Source organism: Halothiobacillus sp. (assembly GCF_028710545.1).
In the GTDB taxonomy this organism is placed as follows: domain Bacteria; phylum Pseudomonadota; class Gammaproteobacteria; order Halothiobacillales; family Halothiobacillaceae; genus Halothiobacillus.
Genome location: NZ_JAQTTX010000003.1, coordinates 68820 through 77898 on the forward strand (window position 1 = coordinate 68820; position 9079 = coordinate 77898).

At 57.4% G+C, this 9079-nt stretch carries 7 protein-coding genes and 1 pseudogene; 7 read left to right on the forward strand and 1 reads right to left on the reverse strand.

The genetic code is table 11. The features are described 5' to 3' along the window. Window positions 1–261 precede the first annotated feature (261 nt). The 7 genes from PHD44_RS01075 (at window position 262) to tviB (ending at window position 8901) form a co-directional block, all read left to right on the forward strand. A complete protein-coding gene (locus PHD44_RS01075; protein WP_300187052.1) occupies window positions 262–1740 on the forward strand; it encodes a glycoside hydrolase 100 family protein in 1479 nt (492 codons plus the stop codon). Beyond that, the gene (locus tag PHD44_RS01080; RefSeq protein WP_300187055.1) at window positions 1737–4079 is read left to right on the forward strand and encodes an HAD family hydrolase; all 2343 of its coding nucleotides are present in this window, start codon (window positions 1737–1739) and stop codon (window positions 4077–4079) included. The genes PHD44_RS01075 and PHD44_RS01080 overlap by 4 nt, the downstream gene beginning before the upstream one ends. Further along, a complete protein-coding gene (locus PHD44_RS01085; protein WP_300187058.1) occupies window positions 4076–4969 on the forward strand; it encodes an HAD-IIB family hydrolase in 894 nt (297 codons plus the stop codon). The genes PHD44_RS01080 and PHD44_RS01085 overlap by 4 nt, the downstream gene beginning before the upstream one ends. A gap of 113 nt (window positions 4970–5082) precedes the next feature. Beyond that, a complete protein-coding gene (locus PHD44_RS01090; RefSeq protein ID WP_300187061.1) occupies window positions 5083–5751 on the forward strand; it encodes a mechanosensitive ion channel domain-containing protein in 669 nt (222 codons plus the stop codon). 72 nt (window positions 5752–5823) lie between these two features. Beyond that, on the forward strand, window positions 5824–6303 hold the full coding sequence (locus tag PHD44_RS01095) for a pilin (protein ID WP_300187064.1): 480 nt from the start codon (window positions 5824–5826) through the stop codon (window positions 6301–6303). A 579-nt stretch (window positions 6304–6882) separates the two neighbouring features. Then, window positions 6883–7593, forward strand: coding sequence for a monofunctional biosynthetic peptidoglycan transglycosylase (gene mtgA, locus PHD44_RS01100; protein WP_300187067.1), 711 nt, complete (start codon window positions 6883–6885; stop codon window positions 7591–7593). A gap of 24 nt (window positions 7594–7617) precedes the next feature. After that, complete coding sequence (gene tviB, locus PHD44_RS01105; RefSeq protein ID WP_300187070.1) at window positions 7618–8901, forward strand: Vi polysaccharide biosynthesis UDP-N-acetylglucosamine C-6 dehydrogenase TviB; 1284 nt, start codon at window positions 7618–7620, stop codon at window positions 8899–8901. A 68-nt stretch (window positions 8902–8969) separates the two neighbouring features. Here the strand turns inward: tviB and PHD44_RS01110 are convergent. Continuing rightward, window positions 8970–9079 (reverse strand): annotated as a pseudogene (locus PHD44_RS01110) (IS110 family transposase); the annotation flags it as partial.

Below are 9079 nucleotides of genomic sequence, written 5' to 3' on the forward strand. Positions count from 1 at the left end.
TTCCTTCGAGCACTGGTTATGAATGGGTAAATCCCCCCAGCCTCCCTTTTTCAAAGGGGGAAATCAGCCTCCTCTTTTTGAAAAAACGCCTCCCCCTTTGTAAAAGGGGGAAAGAGGGGGATTTGGGCTGGCTTTGCATTCGAGCATCCATAAGCAAACTATGTTAGTGTCGGGTTAGGCTCTGTTTGGCCTCGTCGCAGCTCGCGAGGGCGCGCCGGCGGCTGATTGACTCGATTGGCTTTGCTTGAAGGGAGTTCCTCGGTGGCTCAGAAAAACCCGGATTCCTGTTTTGAACACCCCAAGTATGCGGGTTTTTCCCCGGCGCTCGACGACGCGTACCGCCTGCTCGACAGTGCACTGATCTACTATCAGGGGCAGCCCGTCGGCACGGTGGCCAGCACGGATCATACGGCGCCTGCCGTGAATTACAGTGATTGCTTCGTTCGTGATTTCTTCTCTGCCGGTCTCGTCATGTTGCTTGAAGGCCGTGAGGATATCGTCCGCTCTTTTTTGCATGTCATCATGCAGTTGCGCGGTCAGCAGGAGGCGCTGGAAGGTCAGCAGATCGCGCCCGGTGTGCTGCCTGCTTCGTTCCGCGTGCATCGTGATGCCAATGGCGAGGAAAGCATCCTCGCCGATTTCGGTGACCGGGCCATCGGGCGCGTTGCCCCCGTCGATTCGATGATGTGGTGGGCCGCTTTGCTGCGTGCCTACGTGCGGTACACGGGTGATGAAGCCTTTGCCCGGACGCCGGAAATCCAGCGCATGTTGCGGATGATTTTAAGCCTGTGCCTGCAAAGCCGGTTCGAGGTGTTCCCCACCTTGCTCGTGCCCGATGGCTCATTCATGATCGATCGGCGGATGGGGGTCAACGGCCATCCGCTGGAAATTCAGGCGCTGTTCGACATGACGCTGTGTTGTGCCGATCTGCTGGTGCCGGAAGAGGGCAGCCAGTGGCTGATCGATCTGGCGCACCGTCGGCGCGTCGTGCTGCGCCAATACCTGCAACGGTATTATTGGCTCGATATGGACGTGCTCAATCGCATCTACCGGTTCTCGACCGAAATGTTCGGCGAGGACGTCGAAAATCTGTTCAATATCTATCCCGAATCGATCCCCGAATGGCTGCCTGAGTGGTTGCCGGACAGGGCGGGATATTTTGTCGGTAATCTCGGGCCGGGGCGTGTGGATTTTCGTTTCTTCTCGCAAGGCAATTTGTTGATGTTGGTGGCCGACCTGGCCCGGCCGGAGCAGGTCGAAGGTTTGATGAATCTGATCGAAATGCGCTGGGAAGATCTGATCGGCCGGATGCCGATGAAGCTGATTTACCCCGCCATCAAAACCCACGAATGGCGTTTGATCACCGGCTCGGACCCGAAAAACATCCCTTGGTCCTATCACAATGGCGGCAACTGGCCGGTGCTGATCTGGCCTTTCGTCGCGGCAGCCATCAAGGCGGGGCGTTACGACATGGCTTCCCGTGCCTGGGCCGAAGCCGAGGAGCGGTTGCTTCGTGATAACTGGCCTGAATATTATGATGGACGAACAGGCCGGCTGGTCGGTCGACGTTCCAATGTCCGGCAGGTCTGGAGCGCGACGGGATTGCTGTTGGCGAGGCATTTGCTTGATGAGCCGGACGTACTGAATCGCTTAGGGTTTGCACCTCAGCCGCCGGATGACCCCGAACTGATGGCTGCGACATCGATGCCTCAAGGTACGCAAAATGGAGGAGCGCGATGAACGATACGCCTGCGCACGTGAAAGAGCGCGCCGCCGAAACGCGGCCAGAATCCACGGCCGATCCCATGCTCGAATCCCGCTCCGGTGAGCGCAAACCCGGGCTTTATATCGTTCTGATCAGCGTACACGGCCTGATTCGCGGTTCTGAACTGGAACTCGGGCGCGATGCCGACACGGGTGGCCAAACCCTGTATGTGGTCGAACTGGCAAGGGCGCTTGCGAAGCATCCGGTCGTTTCGCGCGTGGATTTGATCACTCGTCTCGTGCGGGATGATCGTGTCTCGGCGGATTATGCCCAGCCGGAAGAACCATTGGCGGACGCACCGAATGCACGGATTGTGCGGGTGCCTGCGGGGCCGGACGAATACCTGCCCAAGGAACAACTCTGGGATCATCTGGATAGCCTGAGCGACCACGCGCTCGATTACATCCGGCAAACCGGGCTCAAACCCGCACTGGTGCATAGTCATTATGCCGATGCCGGTTATGTGGGCATGCGGTTGTCGCTGCAACTGGGTGTGCCGCTGGTGCATACCGGCCACTCGCTCGGGCGGGTCAAGCGCCAGCGCCTTTTGGCCAGTGGCGAGTCCGCCAAGGTCATCGAACAGAAATATGCGCTTTCCCGCAGGATTCGCGTCGAAGAGGAAGTGCTCGCGGCCAGTTCGCTGGTTGTGGTGAGCACGCAGGATGAAATCGAAACCCAGTATGGCCTGTACGACTGGGCCGATCCCTCGCGCATGCAGGTTATTCCGCCGGGCGTTGATCTGACGCGGTTCGATCCAAAAATCACCGGGCCGATGCCCGTTGCCGATGAGTTGGCCCGGTTTCTCCGCGAGCCGGACAAACCCGCCATCCTTGCCTTGTCTCGCCCCGACGAGCGCAAGAACATCGCTACCTTGATTCACGCCTATGGAGGCAACCCCGCACTGCAAGAAGTCGCCAACCTGGTCATCGTGGCGGGAAATCGGGATGACATCCGGGACATGGACCCGGGTTCCCGACAGGTGTTGACCGAAATTCTGCTGTTGATCGATCGCTATGATCTGTACGGCAAGGCCGCTTATCCGCGCCATCATCAATCGCAGGATGTGCCTGATTTCTATCGCTGGACGGCCGAGCGCCGCGGCGTATTCATCAACCCCGCGCTGACCGAGCCCTTCGGCCTGACGCTGATCGAGGCTGCGGCGTGTGGTTTGCCCATTCTGGCAACGGAAGACGGCGGGCCGCGGGACATTATCCGGGCCTGCAAAAATGGCGAGCTCATCAATCCGCTCGATGCCGAAGGCATGGGCCAGCAGTTATTGGCCTTGCTGACCGATGCGGCGCGTTGGGACAGCTATGCGCGCAATGGGATCAAAGGCGTGCGCCATCATTACACCTGGCCCGCGCATGTCGAGCATTACCTCGAGGCGCTTGCTTCCATGCCGTTGTATCAGCAGACCAGTACACCCACCGGGACTACTGAAGCCGCTGCAAATGGCTCATCCACGCCGATGACCGCCGATCGCATGATTCTCATCGATGATCGGATTCTGAATACGGATATTGATGTCGCCGCCCTGCGCGAATTGATTGCCCTGCTGCGCCGTCACCGGCGACAGGTGGCGTATGGACTGGTTTCCGATCGCCCCCGCCACGACATTCTTGCCCTGCTCAAAAAACAGGGCTTGGTCGTGCCCGACGTGCTGATTACCCGGGGTGGCACGCAAATTCATTACGGTGCGCGCCTTTCCCGCGACAAGGGCTGGAGTCGGCACATCGGCTATGACTGGCAGGGTGATCGTGTGTATGAGTTGCTGGCCGAAACGCCCGGAGTCCGGCTGTCCGGTCGAAGCCACCAGGGCGTGTATGCCATTCATGGTCTTATCGAGGATGCGGACGCATTCATCGGTCTGGAAGATCTGGCCGATCGGTTGCATCAGGCCGATATTCCCGCCCGCATCACCGTGTTGAACAAAAACGAATTTCTGGTAACGCCCCAACGCGCATCCAAGGGGTTTGCGATTCGTTATCTCGCCGATCAGCACGATATTCCACTCATGCACATGTTGGTCGTAGGGAGTGCAGAAGCAGACAACGATCTTCTGGGCGGCAACGTGTTGAGCGCACAACTTGGCACCGATACGCAGAGCGCGAGCGTCGTTCAGAGTGCAGACAATTCAATTTATTATCCATCGGCCTGTGGTGTGGCGGGTATTCGCGCGGCAATGGATTTTTATGACTTTCTGGGCGAGTGTCGAGCGCCGTCCACCGATCAAGAGTCCGGTGGCAGAAGCGGCGAGTCCAAACCCACGACCGAGGCATCGGGCCCCGCATCATCCAAGGAGACCGAAGCATGACATCCGCCGAAATGACACCTTCGCCCATTTTGTTGTGTTGCGATCTGGATCGCACGCTCATTCCCAACGGCGCCCAGCCGGAGTCACCCGATGCGCGTCCCAGGTTTCGTGCCCTGTGCGCTCATCCCGGCATCCATCTGGTCATGGTGTCGGGTCGGCATATCGAGCTTGTGCTCGATGCCATCGATCAATGGGACTTGCCGGAACCCGATTACATCATCGGCGACGTCGGTACCACGATTTACACCCACCCCGAGCCGGAAGAAGGCCCACCCGATTCCTGGGCGATGTGGCGTTCCTGGGCGGCTGAACTCGGACCCGATTGGAATGGCATGACCCATAATGACATCACCGACCTGTTCAGTGATATCAAAGCCATCGTACCGCAACCGATCGATCGACAAGGCGTATTCAAGGCCAGTTACTTTGTCGATATCGATACCAATCTGGAAATTCTGGAAGCAGAGCTGGTACGCCGCTTGTGGCAATTGGGCATTAACGCCCGCCTGATCTGGTCTGTGGATGAAGCAGCGCATACCGGATTGCTGGATGTGCTGCCAGCCAGTGCCAGCAAACTGCACGCGATCGAATTTTTGAGCGCGACACAACATTACCCGATGGCACGCACGGTGTTCGCCGGTGACTCGGGAAATGATCTCGAAGTGTTGGGCAGCCATATCCAATCTGTTCTGGTGGCCAATGCGCCGGAAGACGTGCGCGCACGCGCGCTGGCGCTGGTCGAATCCGCCGATGTCGCCCACTCGCTTTATCTCGCACGGGGTGGACTGTTCGGTATGAACGGTAACTATGCCGCCGGTGTGCTTGAAGGCTTGGCCCATTTTCTGCCGGAAACACTGCCGTGGATGCAGTTGGAGCAAACGAGCCATTAGCGTGCCGGTCTTGTTCGCCAACCGGTTCCTGGCTGTCATAATCTACAAAGCTTGGCGTCGAGTCCATCCGATGTCATGTCAAGGTTACCTATTCCAGCAAGAGGACGAGCTCCATGAGCGGTCTTGATCAGTTTTTTCCTGCTGTGGGTCAATGGTTGAAGGAATGGCAGGCACTTGTCCCATTTTTCCTGTTGCTGATTCTCGGCGGCGGCTCGGTGTTGCTCGCGCAAAGATTTCTGCGCCGGCATTTCAACCGGATGGTCAGCCACGCGCCGATTTCACCGGGCACATTGCTCATTCTGCGCCGGGCGATCAGTCTATCGCTTTGGGTTGTCTTGGGTTTGCTGCTATTGCGCCAGGCTGGCGTCAATGTCGACGGCATCTGGGCCATGCTGGCCAGTATGCTGGCCGTGATCGGCGTCGGCCTGCTGGCCGTGTGGACCATGGTGTCGAACATCACCGCCAGCCTGTTTATCTGGATATGGCGCCCGTATGAGCTGGGCGAAACCATCGAAATGCTGCCGAACAATGTCAAGGGCCGCGCGGTAGACAGAAGCCTGATGTTTACCACTCTGCGTGAAGCGGACGGCACGCTCCTGATGATTCCGAACAACCAGTTTTTCCAGAATGTGATCCGGCGCTGGCCCAATAAAACTGGCGTGACGGACTACGAAGCCTGGGAAGCCGAGCGCAACTTCGGCTCTGCGGAATATGTCAGTCACCCCGCATCACCGAATCCCGCCATACCTGACAGCACCCCTAAGGATGATGTCGTGACCTGAAGTTTGGCGTGGCCTGCTCCTTGCTAATGTTCTTTGCAAATCACGAAAAGAACTTACCGAAGGAGTCACACCATGCTTACGGTTTCCGGACATAAGCTTATCCCCGCCCATCATGTGCGGGGCTTCACCCTGATCGAACTGATGATCACCGTCGCCATTATCGGCATTCTGGCGAGTATCGCCCTGTTCGCCTATCAGGATTACATCATCCGCGCCCAAGTCAGCGAAGGCGTCACCTTGGTATCCGGGCCGGAATTGGCGCTGGCCGAATGGACGGGCGGCCATCCTGATTTCCCCAATAGCGGCAACCCCGGCAACAATACCTCGCTGGGACTGGCTGCACCGGGCTCTATTTCGGGCAGTTATGTGAAGTCGGTCGCCGTCATCAATGGCGGCAAGATAGAACTGACCTATGGCAATAAAGCCAACGCCGCCATAAAGGATAAAATATGCACCCTCAGTCCGTTGACCAGTTCACCCGGCGCGATTCGCTGGCAAGTCGATTCCTGCGGATTCAATTCCCGGTATTTACCCCAGGCATGGCGGTCTTGAGCCCTTCCATTTTTACCGCAAAATACTGCCAATAGATCACTACCCCATTGGCAAATAGCACCCGCACAGCCCAGCCCTCCCCCTTTGTAAAGGGGGATCGAGGGGGATTCACAAAGCCAAAAGGCAAGATTCATCAAATCCCCCCAGCCCCCCTTTTCCAAAGGGGGGGGGCAGCCTCCTCTTTTTGAAAAAACGCCTCCCCCTTTGTAAAGGGGGATCGAGGGGGGTTTACAAAGCCAAAAGGCAAGATTCATCAAATCCCCCCCCAGCCCCCTTTTCCAAAGGTGGGAATCAGCCTTTTCTTTTTGAAAAAACGCCTCCCCCTTTGTAAAAGGGGGATTGAGGGGGATTTATGAAGTGATTTGCACTTATGTTGACCTTCCCTAACAGGCATTTTTTGCACTGTTGTCCGTCACACGCAAACGTGTGCGGGCTTTTGGTTGAGTGCCTGTCTGCCCCGTCGAGGTATTGCTTTTCGGCCAATTTTGTCAAAAATTGACGGCGCCTTGCGCAATCAGAATCAGGATTGTCCATTTCTGACACGCGGTAAAGTCATCAAAAAAACCGTATCCTGTACGAATGAAACCTCGTCGTATTTTTCGCCGTGTCATTTTGCTGACCTTGGGGTCGGTACTGCTTTTGTTTGCACTGGTGCAGGCCTGGTTTTATGTGCAGGTCTGGCAACTGCGCACGCACAATCCGCAAACCACCGCCTTCATGCGTGAACGTTTGGAACTGATTCGAGCCGTCAACCCCAAGGCCAAACTGGACTATCACTGGGTGGATTACGCCGCCATCGCGCCCATTGCTAAGCGTGCCGTGGTCGCTTCGGAAGATGATCGCTTTATGGAACACCACGGGTTTGATTGGACCGGCATTCAGGATGCCTTCGAAAAAAATCTGGCCGAGGGCGAGTTTGCGGCAGGCGGCTCCACCATCAGCCAGCAACTGGCGCGCAACCTGTTTCTCTCGCCCAGCAAGAATCTCTGGCGCAAGGGCGAGGAGGCCATTATCACCGTGATGCTGGAAACCACGCTGGGCAAGCGGCGCATTCTTGAGCTGTATCTCAACGTCGTCGAATGGGGTAATCTTTTGTACGGCATCGACGCGGCCAGCCGATATTATTTCCATAAATCCGCGGCTACACTCACGCCGCACGAGGCCGCGTTTTTGGCGGCCATGTTGCCCAATCCGCGGTTTTATCAGGACAACCCCGGTAGTCGCGGCCTGCAAAAACGCATCCGCGCCGTCGAAGGGCGCATGAACTATTCGCGCATACCGCCCCAATAAAAAACCGGAAGGAATCACCCTAAAGTGAAGAGCAAGAAATCCGCTGAACAAATTATTGCCATCATCGGCCTAGGCTATGTCGGCCTGCCGCTCGCGGTCGAGTTCGGCAAAATCCGCCCCGTGATCGGCTTTGATATTGATGCCACCCGCATTGACCAATTAGAAAGCGGCCATGACCGTACGCTCGAAGTCGAGGCGGATGAACTGCAAAATGCCCGCCACCTGCGTTATACGGTCGATCCTGCCGATCTGCGTGAAGCCAGCATATTCATCGTCACCGTGCCCACGCCGATTGACGCGCACAAACGCCCGGATCTCACCCCGCTCATCAAAGCCAGCGAAATCGTCGGGCGCGCGCTCAAACCCGGCGACATCGTGATTTATGAATCCACCGTCTACCCCGGCGCGACCGAAGAAGATTGCGTGCCGGTGCTCGAACGGCACTCCGGCCTGCGCTTCAACCACGATTTTTACTGCGGCTACAGCCCGGAACGCATCAATCCCGGCGACAAAACCCATCGCCTGCCAGATATCAAAAAAGTCACCTCCGGTTCCACCCCCGCCGTGGCCGAAACGGTCGATGCGCTCTACCGGCAAATCATCACCGCCGGTACCCACAAAGCGCCCAGCATCCGCGTGGCCGAGGCCGCCAAAGTTATCGAAAACACCCAGCGCGATGTGAATATCGCGCTCATCAACGAACTGGCCATCCTGTTCGGCAAACTCGGGCTCGATACCCAGGCCGTACTCGAAGCGGCGGGCAGCAAATGGAACTTCCTGCCCTTTCGCCCCGGTTTGGTGGGCGGCCACTGCATCGGCGTGGACCCGTACTACCTCACCCACAAAGCGCAGCAAGTCGGCCATCACCCGGAAATGATCCTCGCCGGGCGGCGCATCAACGACGGCATGGGCGCGTATGTGGCCGGCCAACTCATCAAAGCCATGCTGAAAAAAGGCGTGGCCGTACAAGGCGCGCGCGTGCTCGTACTGGGGCTCACCTTCAAGGAAAACTGCCCCGATTTACGCAACACCCGCGTCATCGACGTGATTACCGAACTCCAAGACTACGGTCTTGCCGTCGATGTGCACGACCCCTGGGCCGATGCAGATTGCGCCGGGCACGAATACGGCCTTAGCCTCATCACCGCCCCGCCATCGCATACCTATGACGCCATCGTGCTGGCCGTCGCCCATCGAGAATTCAAAGCCCTGGGCGCACCAGCCATTCACGCCTACGGCAAAACACCGCATGTGCTGTACGATCTCAAACACCTGTTGAAAGCCGATGAAGCGGATATTCGGTTGTAACTGTTTGGCGAGCCATCAAGAGGGGCAACACTCCCTCTCCCCTTGTGGGAGAGCAACCGTGTCTCAAGTCAAGCCATTTTCGGGTTCCAAGGGGTGTTGTTTTTCAACATGGAATTCATGATGGTCAAAAGCTTTCTCATACAAGCGACGATGACGACTTTAGGCGGTTTGCCAGCCT